19 protein-coding genes and 2 pseudogenes are annotated in these 19,470 nt (G+C 69.6%); 12 read left to right on the plus strand and 9 right to left on the minus strand.

Annotated features, from left to right (window positions below; all coding sequences use genetic code 11):
• Window positions 1–6: 6 nt before the first annotated feature.
• The 3 genes from ACFYTQ_RS30600 (at window position 7) to ACFYTQ_RS30610 (ending at window position 3,914) form a co-directional block, all read left to right on the plus strand.
• Window positions 7–1,671: an AMP-binding protein gene (locus ACFYTQ_RS30600; RefSeq protein ID WP_387368541.1), complete on the plus strand. Its 1,665-nt coding sequence runs from the start codon at window positions 7–9 to the stop codon at window positions 1,669–1,671.
• Window positions 1,668–3,368 carry an AMP-binding protein gene (locus tag ACFYTQ_RS30605; RefSeq protein ID WP_387368543.1) on the plus strand — a complete coding sequence of 567 codons (1,701 nt, stop codon included), beginning with the start codon at window positions 1,668–1,670 and terminating at the stop codon, window positions 3,366–3,368. The genes ACFYTQ_RS30600 and ACFYTQ_RS30605 overlap by 4 nt, the downstream gene beginning before the upstream one ends.
• Before the next feature lie 354 nt (window positions 3,369–3,722).
• Window positions 3,723–3,914: a hypothetical protein gene (locus tag ACFYTQ_RS30610; protein ID WP_387368545.1), complete on the plus strand. Its 192-nt coding sequence runs from the start codon at window positions 3,723–3,725 to the stop codon at window positions 3,912–3,914.
• 10 nt (window positions 3,915–3,924) lie between these two features.
• On the opposite strand, the gene ACFYTQ_RS30615 is transcribed toward ACFYTQ_RS30610, so the two are convergent.
• Window positions 3,925–4,932 (minus strand): AraC family transcriptional regulator ligand-binding domain-containing protein, encoded by a 1,008-nt coding sequence (locus ACFYTQ_RS30615; protein ID WP_387368547.1) that lies wholly within the window; start codon window positions 4,930–4,932, stop codon window positions 3,925–3,927.
• 183 nt (window positions 4,933–5,115) lie between these two features.
• On the opposite strand from ACFYTQ_RS30615, the gene ACFYTQ_RS30620 reads away from it, so the two are divergent.
• Complete coding sequence (locus ACFYTQ_RS30620; RefSeq protein ID WP_387368549.1) at window positions 5,116–5,496, plus strand: VOC family protein; 381 nt, start codon at window positions 5,116–5,118, stop codon at window positions 5,494–5,496.
• On the opposite strand, the gene ACFYTQ_RS30625 is transcribed toward ACFYTQ_RS30620, so the two are convergent.
• Window positions 5,478–6,206, minus strand: coding sequence for a helix-turn-helix domain-containing protein (locus ACFYTQ_RS30625; protein ID WP_387368551.1), 729 nt, complete (start codon window positions 6,204–6,206; stop codon window positions 5,478–5,480). The genes ACFYTQ_RS30620 and ACFYTQ_RS30625 overlap by 19 nt on opposite strands.
• A gap of 72 nt (window positions 6,207–6,278) precedes the next feature.
• Here ACFYTQ_RS30625 and ACFYTQ_RS30630 point away from each other — a divergent pair, with 72 nt between their 5' ends.
• The 3 genes from ACFYTQ_RS30630 to ACFYTQ_RS30640 all read left to right on the plus strand — a co-directional run bounded on the left by ACFYTQ_RS30630 (window position 6,279) and on the right by ACFYTQ_RS30640 (window position 9,607).
• Entirely contained in the window at window positions 6,279–8,099 is a 1,821-nt protein-coding gene (locus ACFYTQ_RS30630; protein ID WP_387368553.1) for an amino acid permease, read from the plus strand.
• A 30-nt stretch (window positions 8,100–8,129) separates the two neighbouring features.
• The gene (gene mscL / locus ACFYTQ_RS30635) at window positions 8,130–8,606 is read left to right on the plus strand and encodes a large conductance mechanosensitive channel protein MscL (RefSeq protein WP_387368555.1); all 477 of its coding nucleotides are present in this window, start codon (window positions 8,130–8,132) and stop codon (window positions 8,604–8,606) included.
• A gap of 98 nt (window positions 8,607–8,704) precedes the next feature.
• Entirely contained in the window at window positions 8,705–9,607 is a 903-nt protein-coding gene (locus ACFYTQ_RS30640; protein WP_387368557.1) for a hypothetical protein, read from the plus strand.
• Here the strand turns inward: ACFYTQ_RS30640 and ACFYTQ_RS30645 are convergent.
• The gene (locus ACFYTQ_RS30645; protein ID WP_387368559.1) at window positions 9,604–10,179 is read right to left on the minus strand and encodes a TetR/AcrR family transcriptional regulator; all 576 of its coding nucleotides are present in this window, start codon (window positions 10,177–10,179) and stop codon (window positions 9,604–9,606) included. The genes ACFYTQ_RS30640 and ACFYTQ_RS30645 overlap by 4 nt on opposite strands.
• A gap of 94 nt (window positions 10,180–10,273) precedes the next feature.
• On the opposite strand from ACFYTQ_RS30645, the gene ACFYTQ_RS30650 reads away from it, so the two are divergent.
• Entirely contained in the window at window positions 10,274–10,708 is a 435-nt protein-coding gene (locus ACFYTQ_RS30650) for a DoxX family protein (protein WP_387368561.1), read from the plus strand.
• A 69-nt stretch (window positions 10,709–10,777) separates the two neighbouring features.
• On the opposite strand, the pseudogene ACFYTQ_RS30655 reads toward ACFYTQ_RS30650, so the two are convergent.
• The 3 genes and pseudogenes from ACFYTQ_RS30655 to ACFYTQ_RS30665 form a co-directional block, all read right to left on the minus strand.
• Window positions 10,778–11,662: pseudogene (locus ACFYTQ_RS30655) on the minus strand (TIGR03557 family F420-dependent LLM class oxidoreductase); the annotation flags it as partial.
• Between the two features lie 203 nt (window positions 11,663–11,865).
• Window positions 11,866–12,636, minus strand: a pseudogene (locus ACFYTQ_RS30660) (ABC transporter permease); the annotation flags it as partial.
• Window positions 12,633–13,328 carry an ATP-binding cassette domain-containing protein gene (locus tag ACFYTQ_RS30665; protein WP_387368563.1) on the minus strand — a complete coding sequence of 232 codons (696 nt, stop codon included), beginning with the start codon at window positions 13,326–13,328 and terminating at the stop codon, window positions 12,633–12,635. The gene ACFYTQ_RS30665 and the pseudogene ACFYTQ_RS30660, both read right to left, overlap by 4 nt.
• Window positions 13,329–13,448: 120 nt before the next feature.
• On the opposite strand from ACFYTQ_RS30665, the gene ACFYTQ_RS30670 reads away from it, so the two are divergent.
• From ACFYTQ_RS30670 to ACFYTQ_RS30685, 4 genes are all read left to right on the plus strand, one after another.
• Window positions 13,449–14,315: a serine hydrolase gene (locus tag ACFYTQ_RS30670; protein ID WP_387368565.1), complete on the plus strand. Its 867-nt coding sequence runs from the start codon at window positions 13,449–13,451 to the stop codon at window positions 14,313–14,315.
• Between the two features lie 21 nt (window positions 14,316–14,336).
• Complete coding sequence (locus ACFYTQ_RS30675) at window positions 14,337–14,768, plus strand: SRPBCC family protein (protein ID WP_387368567.1); 432 nt, start codon at window positions 14,337–14,339, stop codon at window positions 14,766–14,768.
• A 136-nt stretch (window positions 14,769–14,904) separates the two neighbouring features.
• Window positions 14,905–15,666: a 3-hydroxyacyl-CoA dehydrogenase gene (locus tag ACFYTQ_RS30680; protein WP_387368569.1), complete on the plus strand. Its 762-nt coding sequence runs from the start codon at window positions 14,905–14,907 to the stop codon at window positions 15,664–15,666.
• Between the two features lie 558 nt (window positions 15,667–16,224).
• The gene (locus ACFYTQ_RS30685) at window positions 16,225–17,811 is read left to right on the plus strand and encodes a putative glycoside hydrolase (protein ID WP_387368707.1); all 1,587 of its coding nucleotides are present in this window, start codon (window positions 16,225–16,227) and stop codon (window positions 17,809–17,811) included.
• Between the two features lies 1 nt (window position 17,812).
• Here ACFYTQ_RS30685 and ACFYTQ_RS30690 read toward each other — a convergent pair whose 3' ends face one another.
• The 3 genes from ACFYTQ_RS30690 to ACFYTQ_RS30700 all read right to left on the minus strand — a co-directional run bounded on the left by ACFYTQ_RS30690 (window position 17,813) and on the right by ACFYTQ_RS30700 (window position 19,356).
• The gene (locus ACFYTQ_RS30690) at window positions 17,813–18,001 is read right to left on the minus strand and encodes a hypothetical protein (RefSeq protein WP_387368571.1); all 189 of its coding nucleotides are present in this window, start codon (window positions 17,999–18,001) and stop codon (window positions 17,813–17,815) included.
• A 61-nt stretch (window positions 18,002–18,062) separates the two neighbouring features.
• The gene (locus ACFYTQ_RS30695) at window positions 18,063–18,830 is read right to left on the minus strand and encodes a hypothetical protein (RefSeq protein ID WP_387368573.1); all 768 of its coding nucleotides are present in this window, start codon (window positions 18,828–18,830) and stop codon (window positions 18,063–18,065) included.
• An 88-nt stretch (window positions 18,831–18,918) separates the two neighbouring features.
• Window positions 18,919–19,356 (minus strand): hypothetical protein, encoded by a 438-nt coding sequence (locus tag ACFYTQ_RS30700; RefSeq protein ID WP_387368575.1) that lies wholly within the window; start codon window positions 19,354–19,356, stop codon window positions 18,919–18,921.
• Between the last annotated feature and the right edge of the window lie 114 nt (window positions 19,357–19,470).

The following is a 19,470-nucleotide window of genomic DNA, read 5'->3' on the forward strand; positions in this document are numbered from 1 at the left end:
ATAACCGTGAGTTCGATCACGGGCCGCTCTCGACCGGCCAGTTATACGCATGGAATCTGGGACGTGCCGCTGCTCGGCGACACCATCGGGGCGAATCTGGACCGCACGGTCGCCGCGCATCCGGACCGGGAGGCGCTCGTCGACCGGGTGACCGGGGCGCGCTGGACCTATCGGGAGTTCGCCGCCGAGGTCGACGCCGTGGCGCTCGGACTGCTGGCCGCGGGTGTCGGCAAGGGCGACCGGGTCGGCATCTGGGCGCCCAATCGCGCCGAGTGGACGCTGGTGCAGTACGCCACCGCGCGGATCGGCGCGATCCTGGTCACCATCAATCCGGCCTATCGCGCCCACGAACTGGGATACGTGCTGGCCCAGGCCGGGGTTCGGCTGCTGGTGGCGGCGCGCGAGTTCAAGGGTTCGGACTACGCGGCGATGATCGACGAGATCCGGCCGGAGTGCCGCGACCTCGAGCGCGTCGTCCTGCTCGACGGCGACGACTGGGCGAACCTCGCGGCGGCGGGCCGGGACCGCGATCCGGACGAGCTGCGCGCCGCCCAGGCCGAGCTGTCGGCGGACGATCCGATCAATATCCAATACACCTCGGGCACAACGGGTTTCCCCAAGGGCGCGACGCTGTCGCACCACAACATCCTCAACAACGGCTACTTCGTCGGCGAGTTGTGCGGCTACACCGAGGCGGACCGCATCTGCCTGCCCGTCCCCTTCTACCACTGCTTCGGCATGGTGATGGGCAATCTCGCGGCCACCAGCCACGGCGCGGCCATGGTGATCCCCGCGGCCGCCTTCGATCCGCGCGCCACCCTGGAAACCGTTGCGGCCGAACGCTGTACGTCGCTGTACGGGGTGCCGACCATGTTCATCGCCGAACTGGCCGACCCGAGTTTCGCCGAGCACGACCTGTCGTCGCTGCGCACCGGCATCATGGCCGGTTCACCCTGTCCGGTCGAGGTGATGAAGCAGGTCATCGAGCGGATGGGCATGGCCGAGGTGAGCATCTGCTACGGCATGACCGAGACCTCCCCGGTCTCCACCCAGACCCGCCGCGACGATTCGCTGACCCAGCGCACCGCCACGGTCGGCCGGGTGGGACCGCACCTGGAGATCAAGATCGTCGACCCGGCGACGGGCCGGACCGTGCCGCGTGGCGAACCGGGCGAGCTGTGCACGCGCGGCTACTCGGTCATGCTCGGCTACTGGAACGAACCCGAGAAGACCGCCGAGGCCGTCGATTCCGCGCGCTGGATGCACACCGGCGATCTGGCCACCATGGACGACGACGGCTACGTCGCCATCACCGGGCGCATCAAGGACATGGTCATCCGGGGCGGGGAGAACATCTATCCGCGCGAGATCGAGGAGTTCCTCTACACCCATCCCGACATCCTCGACGCCCAGGTGATCGGCGTGCCCGATCCGAAGTACGGGGAGGAGCTGGTGGCCTGGATCCGGCTGCGCGAGGGCGCGGCGGAATTGACCGCCGAGGCGCTGCGCGAGTTCTGCGCGGGGCGGCTCGCGCACTACAAGATCCCCCGCCACGTCCATCTCGTCGACGAGTTCCCGATGACGGTCACCGGCAAGATCCGCAAGGTCGAGATGCGCGAGATCTCGGCCCGGCTGTTCGCCGGGACCACCACCGAAGGAGACCCGCAGTGACCTCGAACACCGAACGCTACCGGGCCGCACGCGACCAGTTGCTCACGCACGCAACCGATTACGAGGCCGCCGTGCGCGAGTTCGCCTGGCCGGACCTGCGCGGCCGGTTCAACTGGGCCGTCGACTGGTTCGACGTCATCGCACGCGGCAACGAGCGCACCGCGCTGTGGATCGTCGAGGAGGACGGCCGCGAGCAGCGGATCAGCTTCGACGCGATGGCCCGCCGCTCCGACCGGGTCGCGACCTGGCTGGCCGGGCTCGGGGTCGGCAAGGGCGATCGGGTCATCCTCATGCTGGGCAATCAGGTCGAGCTGTGGGAGGCGATGCTCGCCGTCGCCAAACTGGGCGCGGTCATCATGCCCACCACCGCCGCCCTCGGCCCGGCGGATCTGACCGACCGGATCACCCGGGGCGCGGGCCGATTCGTCCTCGCCAACAGCGCCGACACCGCCAAATTCGCCGAGGTCGAGGGCGACTACGTGCGGATCGCGGTGGGCGAACCGGTCGCGGGCTGGCACGACTACGCCGATTCGGCTGCCGCCGAGGCGCATTCGTTCGACACGGTCACCGAGGTCGACGATCCGCTGCTGGTGTACTTCACCTCCGGCACCACGAGCAGGCCGAAGCTGGTGCAGCACAACCAGATCAGCTATCCGGTCGGTCATCTGACGACCATGTACTGGATCGGGGTGCGCCCGGGCGACGTGCACCTGGCCATCAGCGCCCCGGGCTGGGCCAAACACGCCTGGAGCTGCTTCTTCGCGCCGTGGATCGCCGAGGCCTCCATCTTCGTCCACAACTACGCCCGGTTCGACGCCGCGGCCCTGCTCGATCAGCTGCGCCGGGCGGAGGTGAACACGTTCTGCGCGCCACCGACGGTGTGGCGCATGCTGATCCAGGCCGACCTCGGCGAGCGCCCGGCGGGGTTGCGGGAGATCCTCGGCGCGGGGGAGCCGCTCAATCCGGATGTCATCGCCCGGGTGGCGGACGCGTGGGGACTGACCATCCGTGACGGCTTCGGCCAGACCGAAACCACCCTCCAGGTGGGCAATACGCCCGGCCAGCCGGTCAAACCCGGTTCGATGGGCCGTCCCGCGCCCGGGGTGCCGGTGGTGCTGGTCGATCCGATCGACGGTCGCCTCGCCGAGGAGGGCGAGATCTGCCTGGATCTCGGCGCGCGGCCGGTGAATCTCATGACCGGGTATCTCGGGGATCCGCAGCGTGATTCGGCGGTCCGGGCGGGCGGTTACTACCACACCGGCGATGTCGCGGCCCGCGACGCCGACGGCTACATCACCTACATCGGCCGCACCGACGACGTGTTCAAATGCTCGGACTACAAGGTGTCGCCGTTCGAGCTGGAGAGCGTGCTCATCGAACATCCGGCCGTGGTCGAGGCCGCGGTGGTCCCGCAACCCGACGCGACCCGGCTCGCCGTGCCCAAGGCGTACGTCGCGCTCGCCGAGGGCTGGGCCGCCGACGCCGAAACCGCCCGCGCCATCCTGGAATACGCGCGCGACCACCTCGCCCCCTATCTGCGCGTGCGCCGGGTCGAGTTCTACGACCTGCCCAAGACCATCTCGGGCAAGATCCGCCGCGTGGACCTGCGCAAACGGGAGGAGCAAGCGCATGCGACCGGGACGGGAATCAGCACCGAGTACCGCTACGAGGAGTTGTTGCCGCAAACCACCGGCTAGGGATTGCCCGGTCATTGCGCCCATTCCGCCGGCGGTGCCGTAGCCTGACATGCGGCTCTCCTCGCCCCGCGGCGGCCGGAACTTGGCGCGTTTGCCCGAGAGTGGCGCGTTCGGCGCTGGCCTACCGGTCGCCGAGCGACCAGACTGGCCTCCGTGCCCGCCGCGAGGCACCGACCCGTCGTCCTCGGGATCCGTCTCCCCTCCACCTGACGGATCCCCCTCCCGGGACGACGGGCCGCTCGCGGTGTCGGCTCGTCCGCGGTTCGCGTCCCGGTTGAAGAAACAGCGGGGATATCGCGACCGCTACGAGTCGTGATCGACCGTAAGTACCTACGACCGATTGGAGAACACACCGTGTCGAACACCTGCGAATCCGCCACCGCCTACGTGATCGCCGAGCTGGAGGCCAAGGGCACCGCGACGCGGGACGATTTCGACGTGCCCGCCATCGTCGCGGCCTCGCACGCGATCGTCGAGGGCTGGGATTTCGCCGACATCGATCGCGGCACCTTCTGGAGCATCGCGGCCAGCAACCTGCGGGTCTAGCCGCGGGCGGCTAGCGCTGCCGGTCCCATCCGTCGGTCCGATGCGAACGCGCCACGACCGACCAGCGCGCCGCCGCCCGCCGCACCGAGGCGGGGTCGGCGTAGCCCAGCAGTTCCGCCTGCCGCTCGCGGGTCACCGGACCCGCGGCGGCGGCCCGTTGGGCCCGCGCCCGATCCAGTTCCCGCCGCCAGGTCGTCCCGGCCTCGGCGAGCCGCCGTTGCAGGGTGCGCGGGCTGGTCGCGAGGCGGCGGGCCACCCGATCCAGCGACACCTCACCGGCGTCGAACGCCTCGGCCAGCGCGACCGCGACCCGCTCGGCCCACGCGGTGGCCAGCGGCGGCGGGGGCGGCAACGCGGCGGCCAGCGGCTTCAGCACCTCGGCCAGGACCGGATCCGCGGTCGTGAGGGGCAGGTCCATATCGGTCGCCCGAAAGGTCATGGCGTCCACGGGCGCCCCGAATTCGATTGCGCGCGTGCCCAATACATCGATGAAGTGCCGCGGGTCGCGCGGGGCGCGCTGGCGCAACGACACCCGGATCGGATTCAACGGCACGTCGACACAGCCCCGCGCGCGGGTCAGCACGGCGACCAGACCCCACAGCTGGGTGAGGTCGCGGCCGCGGCCGTCGCCCTCGATCATGTCCAGATACAGCGTGGTCTCGCCGTCGTTCTCCGCGACCAGATCGAACCGGTGATTGGTGGTGACCGCGCTGACGTACGGGCCGCAGGTGGCCAGGCCCGCGCCGACGGTCGCCGCCGAGGAGAACAGGTAGTCGTAGAGCCGGGTCGCGGGCCGCTGGTATCGGCTGGCCACGTACAGGGCCACATTCGCGTCGTCGAGCCCGCGTTCGCCGATCTCCCACAGGCGGGAGAACGTCTCGCTCGGCACGTGCACGCCCGGGCCCTCCATGGCCCACCGCGGCAGGCCGCACTCGCGGACCAGGTGGTCGCGTTCCAGCCCGGCGTCGGCGAGTTGCGAAATCACGAAACGATGCAACAGCGTCTGATCGGTCCCCATGGCTCTCCTTCCGAACCCTCCTCCGCTTCGGCTACGCGACCTATATTCGTGCCCGGCACCCCGAGGAACGCTAGTTGTCGGCAGGCGTTCCCGAACCGTAACCGTCCGGCTGTGTCCACCGACACTCGCGCGGTGTCCGATTCGTTCAAGACCCGGGGCGTCGCGGGCCCTACCGTCGAGGTCATGACAGCGCACTTGGACGTCGTCGGCGTGGTCGTCGCCGACCTGAACGCCGCACAGGACTTCTACCGCCGCCTCGGACTGGAGTTCGGCGAGCCCATGGGCGGGCACGTCGAGGCCGCCCTGCCCGGCGGGTTCCGCCTGACCCTCGACACCGAGGACAACATCCGCGAATTCCACCCCGGCTGGCGCGGCGGCGCGGGCCGGATCGGGCTCGCGTTCCGCTGCGACGATCCGGCCGAGGTGGACGCGCGCTACGCCGAGCTGACCGAGGCCGGGTACCACGGCGAGCTGAAACCGTTCGACGCGGTGTGGAGGCAGCGCTACGCGACCGTGCACGATCCGGACGGCAACGGCGTCGACCTCTACGCGCCGCTGGCCTGATCGCCGCCGAGCAGTCGGCCCAGCGACCGGCCCGACAGGCCGCGCACCTCCCGCGCCAGATGCGCCTGATCGGCGTATCCGGCGCGAAAGGCGGTCTCCGCGAACGGAATTCCCGCGCGCGCGAGCGTCAGGGCGCGCTGCATGCGCAGCACCCGCGCCAGCGTCTTGGGGCCGTATCCGAAGGCCGTGAGCGACATCCGGTGCAGCCGCCGCGCGCCCAAGCCCAGTTCGTCGGCCGTGGCGGCCACCGACGCGCCCTGGTCCAACCGCCGCACGATGTGGCGCAGCCGGGCGTCGGCCGGATCGGCGTCGGCGGCGTATCGCCGGGCCGCGCGCTCCAGGCCGAGCATCGGATCGGGCGCGCTCGCCACGATCGCGGTCAGGTCCCGGGCGCGCGCGGCGGGCCACAGGTCGTCGAGTTCGACTCGCCGGTCGCGCAATTCGTGCGCGGGCACGCCGAGCAGCGCGGGCGCCGTGCCGGGATAGAACCGCAGGCCGGAGATGGTGGCCGACGCCGTGCGCGCGGCCACGTAACCGCGGGTGTCCGGCCCGGCGACCAGCACCCGGTCCCCGATCCACAGCAGATCCATGCAGCCGTCCGGCAGCACGGGCGCGTCGTCGCCGGGGGTGATCGTGCGCGTCCACACCACCGCGCCCGGGAGCCCCGGCGCGGGCCGCTCCCGATACGCGGGCGTCGCATCGATCGGCACGAGCCCGAGACTAGCGCGGCACGACCGCGCCCTGCCCGCGAGACCGGTACGGTCCCTCTACGCTGAGGCGTCATGGACACCGCGGCCCAGCGCGATCTCATCCCCGATCGCCGCGAACGCCGTCGCCAGAGCGCCGCGCACCGGTTCACCGCCCTCGGCGGAGTGGCCGCGCTGTCGCTGAACGCCCTGTCGAGCCTGGCCTACGGGCCGGAGGCAATGCTGGCGGTGCTGGTCACCGTGGGCGCGTCGGGCGTGCGCTACACCCTGCCGGTCGCCGTCGCGACGGTGGTGCTGCTGCTTGTGCTGGTGTGGTCGTATCGGCGCGCGATCGCGGTGTATCCGGAGGGCGGCGGTTCGTACGCGATCGCGACCCGCGAATTCGGGCGCGGGACGAGCCTGCTCGCGGCGGCCGCCGCGGTGCTCGACCAGGTGCTCACGGTGGCGATCGGGCTGGCGGCCGCGACGGCGGTGCTGGGCAGCGTGTTCCCGCTGGTGGCCGAGCATCGGCTGGCGACAGCGCTGCTCGGGCTGGCCGCGCTCACGGTGCTCGAGCTGTTCGGCGTCGCCGCCTCGCCCGCGGTGTTGCTGGTGCCCACGCTGCTGTACGTGGCGGCGATCGGGGGGATCGTGGTGGCCGGGCTGCTGCGGGCCGAACCGGTGGCCGAGATCGGCACGCCCGCCGATCTACACGATCTGCCCGGCGTCATCGGGCCGTGGGTGTTGTTGCGGGCGTTCGCGATCGGGACCTCGACGCTCACCGGACTCGAGGTGGTCGCCGACCACGCGGCGGTGTTCCGCGCCCCGGCCGTGCGGCGGGCCCGGCGCACCGAGCTGATGCTGGGGGCGTTGCTGGCGGTGCTGTTGCTCGGTATCGCCGGAGACATTGTGGCCCATGATGTTTCGCCGCGCGAGGGCGTGACCGTGCTGGCGCAGCTGACCGCCGGGGCCGTCGGCACCGGGACCCTGTTCTCCGCGATCGGTCTGGTGCTCGCCGCGACGCTGGCCGCGGCCGCCGCCTCCGGTTTCGCCGGGCTGCCGGTGCAGTTGAGTCGCCTCGCCCGCGATCGGCGGATGCCGTATCTGTTCGCGGTGCGCGCCGAGCGTCCGGTCTACCGGTACGCGGTCGCGGGGCTGGCGGTGTTCGCGGCGCTGGCCCTGGTGTGCGCGCGGGCGCGAGTGGACCTGCTGCTGCCGCTCTACGCGATCGCGGTGTTCGTCGGCTTCACCGTCACCCAGGTCGGTCTGGTGCGGCACTGGGTGGAGGCGCACGCGCGGCGCTGGCAGGGGCGGGTGCTGGTGAGCGGGATCGGCGCGGTCGCCACCGGGGTCGCCGCGGTGGTGCTGTTCCTGGCCGAGTTCACGGCGGCGACCTGGGTGCTGCTCATCGTCGCGCCCGCGCTCATGCTGCTGTTCGACCGCACCGAGCACTATTATCGCGAGGTCGGGGACCATCTCGGTCTGGGCACGAAAATCCCTCCGCCGCAATATGATTCGGCCAAGCGCACGATCGTGGTGGTGCCGGTGGCGGCGGTCAGCTGGCTCACCCGCCGGGCGCTGGAGGCGGCCCGGCGCATGGGCGACGAGGTGCATCCCATCGCCGTCGACGTCGATCCGCGGATCACCGCCGGGCTGCGGGAACGCTGGCGGGAGTGGGATCCGGGCGTCGAGCTGCGGGTGCTGCCGAGCCCGGCCGAACGACTGGTCGAACCGATCGCCGACTACGCCGACTCGCTGACCGCGCCCGGCACGCTGGTGATCGTCCTGATGCCGCGCATCGAATCGCGCCGCCGCCGCTACCGGCTGCTGCACAACCAGCGCGCCCCGCTGATCACCAACACGATCAATCACCGCACCGACGCGATCGCGGCCACCATCACCTTCCACGTGGATTGACGACTCCGCGCGTCACTAGACTGCACGCTCATGTTCAAAGGGTTCAAAGACTTCCTCATGCGCGGAAACGTCATCGACCTGTCCGTCGCGGTGGTCATGGGTACGGCGTTCACGGCCGTGGTCGGCTCGGTGACCAAGGGCGTCGTGGAACCCCTGCTCGCCGTCGCGGGCACCAGCGCGCAGTTCGGTCTCGGCGTGCAGTTGGTGGCGAGCAAACCGGCCACGTTCGTCGCCGTCGGACCGATCGTCAGCGCGCTGATCAATTTCCTGATGGTTGCCGCGGTGCTCTACTTCGTGCTCATCCTGCCGATGAAGACCGTGCAGCGACGGTTCGGCGGCAAGAAGAAGACCGTCGTCGAGCCGACCCAGACCGAACTGCTGCTCGAGATCCGCGATCTGCTCGCCGCGCGGGTGATCCAGGACGCCAGGGCCGACGCCCGCGCGCGGCGGAGCGAGGACGACGACGAGGACGACGACCGGACCGAGCGGCAGCCGGTGAGCGCGTAGGCAAGATCACCGCGAGACCGCGGCTGCGGGTGCGGCGGCGCGGAATCGAGTAACGGACTACTCGCGTCCGCGAGCGTTTCCGAGCGCAGGCTCGAAATGTGGCACAGCACAAACTCTTCTGCGTTCCGGGCACCTGGGAGGCCGTCGCGGCGGCCGAGCGGATCGGGCGGATCGAGCCGGGCACCGAGATCGGCATGCTCACCGGTGTCACCGATCTGCTCGATCGGACGGTGTTCGACGTGGTCTACGTGAACTATCCGGCGAGCTTCGGCCCGGTCCCGGGCGGCGGCGAGAGCCTGCTCGACGCGCTCGGGCACCCCTCGTACCACGCCTCGCGCGATCTGGGCGTCGCCGAGGTGATCCGGCTGATCCGCGCGCACGAGGGCGGCTTCGGCATTCTCGGCTACAGCCAGGGCGGGGCGATCGCCTCGCTGGTCGGCCGGGAACTGGTGTCGGGATCGCTGCGCGAGCGCCGCGCGGACTGCCGCTGGCTGCACGCCTTCGCCTCCCCGCACCGGGCGCGCGGGCACACCTTCCCGCTCGGGAATCAGCTTGTCGGACAGGGCATTTCCGGCGACCCGATCGTCGACACCGGCGGCATCGACTGGTTCGACTACTGCCTGCCCGGCGACCTCTACGGCGACGCCGACCTGGCCCACACCTATCTCCGACTGGGGTACGAACTCGCGATCGAGCTGTCGCTGGTCGACCCGTTCACCATGATCGCCGATCTCGCCGACAGCCTGCTGCGCGGCGCGTTGCGGGACGCGATCATCGGGCTCGGCGAGGATCCGGCGCCGACCGTCGAGAAGGTGGGCATCACCGCGGCCACGCTGGTGCCGTTCCTGCAAAGCTTCCCGCACGACAAATACGGTGTGCGCGAGATCGTTCCCGGACTGACCGCGTTGCGGCACTCGGCCAACCACCTGAACTTCTGGGGGCCGCGCATCGCCGCTGCTGGCGCGCCGCGACCGCCGGTGTCCGCGCTGCTGTACCGCTAAGGCGTTGTCGCGCCGACGAATTCGATCGCGCCGACCATGCGCCGCGCCAGTTCCTCCGGATCGTCGCCGCCCAGTTGGGAATTCGTCAGCGCGCCCTCGCGCCACAGCGCGCAGAAGCCGTGCACCAGCGACCACGCCGCCAGTTGGGTGGCCCGCCGATCGTGCGGGGCCACACCGAGTTCGGTCACTCCGGCTCGCAGCGCCTCCCCCGAGCGGGTGCGCGCGGCGATGAGCCGCTCATCGTCCGCGCGCAGCAGGTCGTGGCGGTACATGACGTCGAAGTGGCCGGGGTGTTCGCGGGCGAAGCGGATATAGGCGAGCGCGACGTCGCGGAAATCGCCCGCGGCGGCGCGCATCTCGGCGTCGAGCAGTTCGAAGCCCTCGACGGCCAGCGCGGTGAGCAGGCCCTGCCGATTGCCGAAATGATGGGCGGGCGCGGCGTGGGAGACGCCCACCCGCTGGGCCAGGGCGCGCAGCGACACCGCGGCGACACCCTCGGCGGCGATCTGGTCGGCGGCCGCCCGCAGCAGTTCGGCGCGCAGGTCGCCGTGGTGGTACGCGGTCTTGGTCACCCCTCGATGGTCGCCCAGAATCTTGACATTGACAAGTTCCGCTGCGTGCGCCTATCTTTCCACTGTCAAGATTCACCGTTCGCAGGAGCTTCCGATGGCACCGCTCATCACCCTCGTCGTCGTCACCGCACTCGCCCGCCTGGCCGGATGGCTCGATCTGGCCGACTGGCTCGACTCCTGGCCGCATGCCGCGCGTATCGGCCTGGCGGCCATGTTCGCGCTGACCGCCTCCGCGCACTTCCTGTCGCCGCGGCGGGACGGGCTGATCGCCATGGTGCCGCCACGACTGCCCGCGCCCGCGGCTCTGGTCACCTTTACCGGCATACTCGAATTGGCCGGTGCGATAGGGCTTTTGATCCCGCCGGTCGCCCCGGTGGCCGCGGTCTGTCTGGCCGTGCTGATGGTCGTGATGTTCCCGGCCAATGTGCGGGCGGCGCGGGCGGGTATCGGCGTCAAGACCATGCCGCTGCCCGCGCGGACGCTCGTGCAGGTGCTGTTCGTCGCCGCCTGCGTGCTGGCGGCGTTCTGATCAGTGGAAGTGGGGCAGGACTTCCTTCTCGTAGCTGTCGAAGAAGCCGTCCATATCGGGACCGATCTACTGCACGTAGACCTCGTCCACGCCCGCGTCCACGAACTGCCGGATCTGCTCGATGTGCCGCCGCGGATCGGATCCGACGGCGTACTGGTCGCGGGTCTGCTCCTTGGGCACCAGCGACATGGCGTCCTCGAAATCGCGTGGGCGCGGCAGCGTCTGGCCGAGTTGGCCCGGCAGCAGTTCGTTGGCCCAGAGCCGGTGGGCGGTGTCGAGGGCCCGCTCCTCGTCGCGATCCCAGCACACCTTCGTCCCCGCCTGCACGGTCTTGTCGCCGCCGCCGGAATCCCGGAACAGTTTCACCAGATCCGCGCTCGGCATCGCCGTGCAGTATCCGTCGCCGATCCGCCCCGCCAGCCGCGTCGCCTCCGGCCCGAAGCCCGAAACATACACCGGCACAGTCTCTTCCGGCCGCGTGTAGATCCGCGCCTGCTGCACCTCGTAGTACTTGCCCTCGTAGTCGACGACCTCCCCGCCCCACAGCGTGCGAATCACGTCGACGGCCTCCTCGAGCATCTCCAGCCGGATCCGCGGCGACGGCCACGGATCCCCGAAGATGTGCTCGTTGAGCGCCTCCCCACTCCCCACCCCCAACACGAACCGCCCCCCGGTCTGCACCGCCGCCGTCGCCGCCGCCTGCGCGATGATCCCCGGATGAATCCGCATGATCGGACAGGTCACCGCCGTCGTCACCGGCAACCCCACCGCCTGCGACAGCGCCCCGATCACCCCCCACACGAACGGACTCTGCCCCTGCGCGTCGTTCCACGGATGAAAGTGATCCGAGATCCACAACTTCCGAAACCCGGCCCGCTCCGCCCGCTTCGCCTGCTCCACCAGCTCATCGGGCCCGAACTGCTCACTGGCTAGAAAGTATCCGATGGTCGTCATGGTGAGCGGCTACCCGGGGGGTGGGGGGCTACACGGGGGCTGTGTGGTCGTGCGGAGTCCCCGAGATGCGAACAGACGGCGACTGGCCGAGGAGGGTGCGGCAGCGACAGGCTTCAGCGGTCGGCGGGTCCCTGGGTTTGCTCGGGAGTACCGGCGGTGGGCGGGCCGACGGGTGCCGGGGGCGGGGCGGCCGGGCCGGTGGGTGGGAGGGGGACCAGGCGGTGGGAGGGGTCGAAGAGGTAGCGTTCGGCGACTCGGGCGGCGGCCAGGGCGGCCAGGGCCGCGGCGGCGAGCAGCATGTACATGACGACGATCTGGTAGCGGATGGCGGTGAGGGGGTCGACGCCCGCGAGGATGAGGCCGGTCATGGCGCCGGGGAGGCTGATCAGGCCGACGACCTTGGTCGCGTCGATGGCGGGGACGAGGGCCGTGCGCAGGGCCGAGCGACGGAACGGCAGGAACGCCTCGCGGGCCGAAAGACCAAGGCACAGGCGGGCTTCCACCGCCGCGCGCGAACCGCGGGCGTCCTCGTGCAGCCGCCGCAGCGCGATCCCGGTGGCCTGCATGGCCCCGGAGACGACCATCCCGCCCACCGGCACCACGACCCGCGCCTCGGTGGAGATGATCCGCAACCCGATCAGCACCCCGAGGGTGAGCGCCGCCCCGAAGGCGACCCCGATCGTCGCGGCCCACACCGCGTGCGGCAGCCCCGCCCCGCGCCGCCCGGCGACCTGACCCGCGATCACCACCATGAGCACCACCCAGGCCAGCGCGCCCGGTAATCCCGTGTGCCGGAACACGATCACCAGGATCGCCCCCACCGCGACCAGCTGCACCCCGGCCCGCACCGCCGCGATCACCAGCTCGGTGGTCAGGCGCAGGCGTTGCCGGTAGGCGATGGCCGCCGCCAGCGCGACCAGCACCAGCGAGGCCGCGACGCCGCCCCAGCCCGGTACCGAAAGTCCCTCTGTCACTGCGAATTCCGTTCGTCCAGCGCGCCCAGGCGGGACAGCCGCCCGCCCTCGAGCATCCAGATGTCGTCGGCCACCGTGCCCACGAACCCGCTGTCGTGGCTGACCAGAACCACCGTCCCGCCCCTGCGGCAATGGGTGCGGATCAGTTCCGCGATCACCGCGGCCGCGGCCTCGTCCAGCGCCGAGGTCGGCTCGTCCAGCACCAGCACCTCGGGCTCGACCGCCAACTCCCGCGCGAGGCAAACCCGTTGTGCCTCACCGCCGGACAGCTCGGCGCACCGCCGATGCGCGAACGCCGGGGGCAGTCCCACGGCCGTCAGCAGCTCGGCCACCTGCTGTTCGGTCAGGTCCGGGCAGCCCACCCGCAACTCGTCGCTCACGAGGTCGGTCAGCAACACCGCGCCCTGTGGCACCAGCCCGACGCGGCGACGCCACGCGAGCACATCGATCTCGGTGATCGGCACGCCATCGATGAGGATGCGCCCGGTGGTCGGCTCGTCGAGCCGGTTCAGCAACCGCAGCAGGGTCGTCTTGCCGACCCCGCTCGGCCCGATCACGGCCGTGCACCGGCCGCCCGGCACGACGGCGTCGATCTCGGCGAAGACCGGAGCCCCGCCGCGGCTCACCCCGATCCCTTCCAGAACGATGCTGTGCACGGCCCCAACCATGCCGTACATCCGCTTCGCCCGCATCACGGACCCCTCACGAACGGGCCGGGTACGGGTTGTGTCCGGTCACCGTCCGGGCGTACCGACAGCCAGTTACCAATCCCTCCTCGAGGTATTCACAGCTTCGAGCGGTCTCTGTAGAGAGTGAACGGGAAGGTTCGGTGGCTGGGGTTGGCCGGGTGCGCGCTGGCGCTGAGTGTTTCGGGGCATCTGGTGACGGTGACGGCGCACGCGCGCAATACGGAGACGGCGTCGGGGGCCGAGCCCACGCTGCGGGCGGCCGCGCAGCAGGGACCCGCGCTGGTCCAACAGATCCGGTCCGCGATCGAAACCGCCTCGCCCGGAACGGTTTCCGGCATCGACGTGGTAGACACCGAGACGGGCGCCGAACTGGCCGCGCTCGACGCCGACCGGCAGTTCTACACCGCCTCGGTCGTCAAACTGCTCATCGCGATCGACGCGATCGAGACCTCCGGCGAGAGCGTCGACGCCGATCGAATCCGGCAGATGCTCTCCGCCAGTGACGATTCCGCCGCCGACGCGCTCTGGGAAGCAGACGGCGGCGCCGACATCGTGCGGCGCACCGCGGCCCTGCTCGGCCTCGACGGCACCGCGCCGCCGGACGATCCGGCGCAGTGGGGCGAAACCCGCACCACGCCAAGGGATGTCGTGACGATCTACCGCTATCTGACGACCGTGGCGCCGCCGTTCGAACGCGCGCTGATCCTCGACGCCCTCGGCTCCGTCAGCGAGATCGCCGCCGACGGCACCGACGAGTTCTTCGGCATCCCTGCCGCGCTGCCCGGCGCCGACTGGTTCGTCAAACCCGGCTGGATGACACTGGACTCGTCGACGACCCTGAACAGCACCGGGCTGGTCGGCCCGCCCGACGATCCGCAGCGCTACGCGGTCGTGGTGTTGACCACCCAGCCCGCCGGAACCGGCTGGGACGCGGGCGGTGCGGCGCTCACGGCGGGCATCTCGGCCCTGGCCGCCCTGGTGGAATCATGATCAACCGCTAGCATTTCGGATGTGGCGAAGCTGAAGGTCTCCCTCGACGTCCCCCTCTCCCCCGAGCAGGCGTGGTCGCACGTGTCGAATCTGCGCGATCTCGACAAGTGGCTGATCATGCACGAGGCGTGGCGCGGCGAGGTGCCCGAAACCCTCACGCCCGGCACCGAACTGGTCGGCGTCGCCTCGGTGAAGGGCCTGCGCAACCGGGTGCGCTGGACCGTGCGGCAGGCCGAGCCGCCGCGTCGCCTCGAGCTCAGCGGGAGCGGCAAGGGCGGCACCAAGTTCGGGCTGCAACTGCTCGTCGCGCCGAAGGGCGACGGTTCCGAGGTCACCGTGGACATCGACCTCGGCGGCCGCCCGCTGTTCGGACCGATCGGCTCGACGGTCGCGCGGGCGCTCAAGGGCGATATCGACAAGTCCCTGGCCCGGTTCGTCGAGCTCTACGCGTGAGAACCCTGGCGAACCGTTTCCCCTGAACGGCCAGTACACCGCCCTTCTCGGCTGTCTCACTGAGCGAACCGCTATTTACTTAACCGCCGCGTGACGGTTAATGTCGAGCGGACGTAGAGCGAGAAGGGATCGTCACATGCAGATCAACAACGCTGTTGCCGTGGTGACCGGCGGCGCCTCGGGCCTCGGCCTGGCCACCGTGCGCGAACTGCACGACCAGGGCGCCAAGGTCGTCATCCTCGACCTGCCGTCCTCCGACGGCGAGGCCATCGCCAAGGAACTCGGCGAGAACGTCGTCTTCGCCCCCACGGACGTCACCAACGAGGAGCAGGTCACCGCCGCCCTCGACAGCGCCGCCGAACTCGGCGACCTGCGCATCGCGGTCAACTGCGCGGGCATCGGCAACGCCATCAAGACGGTGAGCAAGAAGGGCGCCTTCCCCCTCGCCGACTTCGCCAAGATCATCAACGTCAACCTGATCGGCACCTTCAACGTCATCCGCCTTGCCGCCGAACGCATCTCGGCCACCGAGCCGGTCGGCGAGGAACGCGGCGTCATCATCAACACCGCCTCGGTAGCCGCCTTCGACGGCCAGATCGGCCAGGCCGCCTACTCCGCCTCCAAGGGCGGCATCGTCGGGCTCACCCTCCCCGTGGCCCGCGACCTGGCCAGCCTCAAAATCCGAGTCCTCACCATAGCCCCCGGCCTCTTCCACACCCCCCTCTTCGCCACCCTCCCCGACGAGGCCATCGCCTCCCTGGGCGCCCAGGTCCCCCACCCCTCCCGCCTCGGCGACCCGAAGGAATACGCGGCCCTCGCCCGCCACATCATCGAAAACCCCATGCTGAACGGCGAAACAATCCGCCTCGACGGCGCCATCCGCATGTCCCCCCGCTGACCCTCCCCAGGCACACCAACCCAGCCGCACCCTTTATTTGGATCCGCACCCCTTATAGGGCCCTGAAACGAGTGCAGATTCGAATAAAGGGTGCGGCTGGAACATCACCCTGGACGACTACCTCCTCAAGTACGGCAACCCAGCCGCACCCCTTATTCGGATCCGCACCCCTTGCAGAGCCCTGAAACGGGTGCGAACTCGGATAAGGGGTGCGGCTGTGCTCGTTACGAGGGGTGGGTACACCGGCCGAAGCTGTGCTGACCGAGCACCAACGACTACCTCCCCCAGGTACGGCAACCCCAGTCGCACCCTTTATTCGGATCCGCACCCCTTGCAGGGCCCTGAAACGGGTGCGGATTCAGATAAAGGGTGCGGCTGGGTTTGCCGTACCTAGGGGAGGGGCGGGTCCTGCTAGCGGCGTGTCGCTCGGAGGATCGTGCGGCGCAATGGGTTCCGATTCGGCGGGCGGAAATGAACCACCAGCTGCCTCGCAGCGGACATAGTGGACAAAATCAGCGAGGCCGGTCCAGGGGAAGGTGGTGTGCGTTGCTCGTGCGGATGCGGTCGGTCGACCGGCGGCAGATGGCGTTCATGGCGATCGGCGCGGTGCTGGTTCTGCTGGTCGGGTCGCTGGTGATCGGGGCGGGGCGCGGGGAGCCTACGGGTCTGCCACTGCGTGGGTTGACGGGTGATCGCGTGGGGGCGAAGGCGCTGAACGGGCTGGAGCTTCGCGTGGATGCGCGCGGGCACGATCCGGCGGACGTACGGCTGAAGCTCGACGGTCGCGCGGTGTCCGGTCGCGTCGACGGCAGTGACGTCGTCTATCACCCGGAACGGCTGGCCGAGGGCACACACACCTTCAGGGCGGAGATCCCACCGCACGCTCCCATCGGCCTGCTCTGGAGCGGCCCGGGCGCGTCGGCGACGTTCACCGTCGACACCACGCCGCCGGGACTCGACCTCACCCCGTCGAATCCGCCGAACTCCTTTCGCGAGCCGATCGTGTTGCGCGGCAAGGCGATCGGAGCGGAGAAGGTCGCCGTGGGAGACCGGTCGACCCGACCCGGCAAGGATGGCAACTTCGAGCTGGCCCTGCCACACCCCATGGTCGGCGCGAATGTCGTCGCCACCGACGACGCGGGCAACGAGACCACTCGCCCCGTGACCGCCACCCCCGATCTCGGCCACCTCCGCGCGGTCCACGTCACCGCGCACGCCTGGTCCTACGCCCCGATGCGGGACGCCGTCCTCGACCTGGCCCGCCAACACCGCATCAACACCGTGCAACTCGACATCAAGGACGAGGACGGCATGGTCGGCTACGACACTCGCGTCCCCCTCGCCCACGACGCCGACGCCGTCGAGAACCTCTACGACGCCCCCGCCGCCCTGCGCGAACTGCACGACCTCGGACTCCAGGTGGTCGGCCGCATCGTCGCCTTCCGCGACCCGGCGCTCGCGACGTGGGCTTGGCATGCGGGACACCGGGATTGGGTCGTCCAGAATTCCGTAGGAAACCCGTACGCGAGTAAGTACGGACCCAGCGCCTTCACCAACCTCGCCTCTCCCGAGGTCCGCGACTACAACATCGCCCTGGCGGTCGAGGCCGCGAACCTCGGCTTCGACGGCATCATGTACGACTACGTCCGCCGCCCCGACGGCGCCATGTCGTCCATGGTCTTCCCCGGACTCGCGGACACCCCGACCGCCGCGGTCACCGACTTCCTGCGCCGCGGGCGCGATCCCATTCACACCGCGGGCGCCCACCTCGGCGCGGCGGTCTTCGGCATCGCGGTGAATCGCCCGGACCAGATCGCCCAGGACGTCCCGTCCATCGCCCGCGCGGTCGATTACATCGCCCCCATGGTCTACCCGTCGCACTGGAATTCGGGCGAATACGACGTCCCCTCCCCCGACGCGCACCCTTACGACATCGTCCTGCGCTCCCTCCAGGACTTCCGCGACCACACCGCGGGCACGGGCGCGTTCATCCTCCCCTGGCTCCAGGACTTCACCCTCGGCGTCCCCTACGGCGACGCCGAGGTGCGAGCCCAGATCGACGCGGCGACGGCCACCGGAATCGACGGTTACTTCCTGTGGAGCCCCCAGGTGAGCTACCACACCGAGGCGCTCACCCCACGCTGACCTACCGCCGCCGCCAGGACCGAGACCTCCACTGCCCCCGCGGAACCCGCTCGCTGAGCCCGGCCTGATGCAGGGCGAGCGCGAGCAGTCCGGCGATGACGAAACCCCAGACTCCGGTGGTCACGGCCTGATTGACGAGTTCCAGGAGCAGGGCGATGGCGAACAGTACGGCGGCAACTATGGCTAGCATGGTGGGGGCTTACCCAGCGTGCCGGTTTTGCATCATGGGAATGTGTAAGGGGGGTTGGCGGCTAAGCGCCGCCCCAGTGCCAAGAAAACTCCTCCGACCAGCTGAGCCCTGCGGCATGATCCCGGATTGTCAGCTCGAAATCCCAGGGCAGCTTCGCGACATCATCCGGAACTGCTGCGTGAAATACCTTCGTCATCCGCTTCGCCGAAGTTCCGCCACCCGCCGCGAGCTCCAGGGTCCCGAAGCTCGACCGCAGTACGGCGTCAACTTCGTAGTCCCACATCGATGGGGCCCCGTCATCAAAGACCATTGCCGTATAGGAAAATTCGATTCCTTCGGGATCGAGTGTCACCGGTGAGGTCCAGGTACGCATCACGTCGCCGGACCAGACGAAAGCCGGGTCGGTCAGCATGGCCAACCGGCCCCCGGATGCGATGGCCGGAGCATGGACCGCGTCGCCGGGCAACGACCATCGGACGGTCCAAGCCCCTTGCGTGGTGATGTCATCGATAGTCATCTCAATATCGAGCGGTGTCGTACTCGGATCGAGATCAGGTAGCGAAAACGTGGTTGTGGCATGGTCATCCGATGAACTGCTGGCCCAGCCGACCCGTGTTGCCGAACCATTGACGCACGCGGTCGCCCCGACCTCGTAGCGCTGCAGGGAAGGTACTGCGGCACCAGTTGCCCGCGCGGCAAGCGAAAAGTGCACTCCCGCAGGGCTTCTCAGAACCGGACCGACCCAACTCAGCATCCCGTTGCTGCCGTTGGAGACGAATTCTGGTGGTGCCCAGACAGCCAGGTCGAGTCCATGTTCCTTCAGTGCCATTGCTCCGGCGCACTCCTCTGTCTCCAATGCTGGTGGTTCCGCTGGTCAAGCTATCAGCGGCTTCCCTCACTTCGAAGGTCTGTGGCTATCATTCGCTGGCCACGTCTCCGCATGGCAGCGAGGTGGGCTGCGAGATGGCCGACGTAGCATGCTTACCTGCGCTGATCCATGCCTGCATCCGATAGTTGTTCGAGGTGTTCGTCCGGCACTTGTCGTTGTGAAATTGCAGCACGACAACCGGCTTACCCTGATCAGACCCGGGACTGGCTCGGCGCAGTACCGGCACCCACGAGCCCCCCACCTGCGTCTCCAACTGCGCCGTGACCTGGTGCGGATACCAGTCATCGCCGGTGCACTGCGAGGTGACACCCCATTCGACGAAGCCGTTGACCTCCCTGATGACATGGAAGTTCCCGGCGCAGGCACCGGTGCCGGCGCTCGCGGGCGCCGGATCGGCGGCAAACAGCCCACTGATCGCGAGCGATCCGGCGGCAAGCACGGTCGTGACGAACTGACGAGTTTTCATCTTGTCCCCCAGAGATATGCGAGTACGCAGTCGTCAACGGGATCTCGGGAGCGGTAGCCGCTTCCGAGAATCGTTGTGACACTTGCTTTGACGCGGCACGGCGCGAGTCGGTTC

It is taken from the genome of Nocardia sp. NPDC004068 (assembly GCF_042874315.1).
Lineage (GTDB): Bacteria > Actinomycetota > Actinomycetes > Mycobacteriales > Mycobacteriaceae > Nocardia.